This is a genomic window from Micromonospora sp. NPDC049891 (assembly GCF_040660295.1).
In the GTDB taxonomy this organism is placed as follows: Bacteria; Actinomycetota; Actinomycetes; order Mycobacteriales; family Micromonosporaceae; genus Micromonospora.
This window is the reverse complement of sequence record NZ_JBFAML010000079.1, coordinates 1-1,360: the sequence shown is the minus strand read 5'-3', so window position 1 is coordinate 1,360 and position 1,360 is coordinate 1. Positions and strand designations below refer to the sequence as shown.

Sequence of the window (1,360 nt, the reverse complement as noted above, 5' to 3'; positions counted from 1 at the left end):
TGTAGGGTTTAAGGGGTCAGTTTGGATAACTTCCCATTTATGCTCCATAAAATCTCCTTTTTGATATCTGTCATTTTGCACACAAACACTGTGTTTATATAATGTTTGATGCTAAACCATCCTCTCAAGCCCGCCAATCAAATGATAATTATTCTCGTCTATACCAAGCGTGACACAAAAAAGCAGCCGCCTGCGACAGCTGTCACACTGACAAATGTGGGTTAATCCCGGCTGCGCGTCCGTTCCCACTCCAGCTTCTGCAACCAGTCATACTCCCGGAGGATATTTTGAAGGGAGAGTAGGGAGCATTAATTTTCAAATTAAACAATTAATTATCTACTTGACGTACGTTTTCGTTCCATTGGCCCTCAAACCCCATTCACCCCAAACCTCCTCTCTGTTTTGTTTGATATACAGCACAACAACCAGCTGGGTTAATGACTTGTAAACTCCTTTAATTCTCGCTAAAAACTGGATATGCATACAGTATTTGTGTGCAATTTCAACAGGAGATGAGTTATGAGTGGTGGTGATGGTAAAGACAGCCGCGGTCCTGGCGGTGGGGTGAATGGTGGGCCGACGGGGCTGGGTGGGGGTGTGGATGCATCCGATCACTCTGGCTGGAGTTCAGAAAACAACCCATGGGGAGGCAAGGATAAGGACACTGGCGGGCATACTGGTGGTGGCAACAATGGTGGGGACAGGGATCCCGCCAACAGTGGCGGCAATGTTAACCTAAGCCTGTTTCCGGAAGCACAAGCGTCTGTCGCTGTGGGGGCACAGTTCAATCTTTCACTGTTCGATGGCGCATGGGGATTCAGCCTACTGAAATCCCAAAAGGTACAATCGTTTATCACAAAATCGATAACCAAAGTGAAAACGCTCGGTATTCCCACGGTAGGCACATTGTGGCGAACTAGTCTGTGGGGATTGGTCGTGGAAGGCATTACGCCAACCAAGATCGCTCCTGATGATATGTCTATGGTGCGACATATTGTGACGACACTCCCTGCGGATTTGGTCACTCAGACGCCGCCGGGCCAACTTCCCACTCAACCGGCAACCCTGGTCAGCGCTCGTATTGCTGACCTCGTTGATGAGGGGCAGCAAAAAGTAGCCGTTGTTCGTTCACCGTCGTTACCGATGAGCGTTCCGGTTGTGGAGGCCAAGCCCACCAAGCGACCGGACGTCTATACGGTAGGAATTGTACCGGGCATGCCTGATATTCATATTCGCGTCAATGCGCCGGCGCCGCCAACCACGGCGAAACCTGTGGACGGTGTTACCGAGATAAATAATGCTGAAGCCAAACCGTTGCCAGCGACGCAACCGGGTGGCAATACGCACGATGGTATCGTGG

Annotated in this window: 1 protein-coding gene; it reads left to right on the top strand. The window is 50.2% G+C overall.

The features are described from left to right. Positions 1–597 precede the first annotated feature (597 nt). On the top strand, positions 598–1,360 hold a 763-nt coding region (locus tag AB0I71_RS32530), incomplete at its 3' end, for a colicin-like bacteriocin tRNase domain-containing protein (protein WP_357591198.1).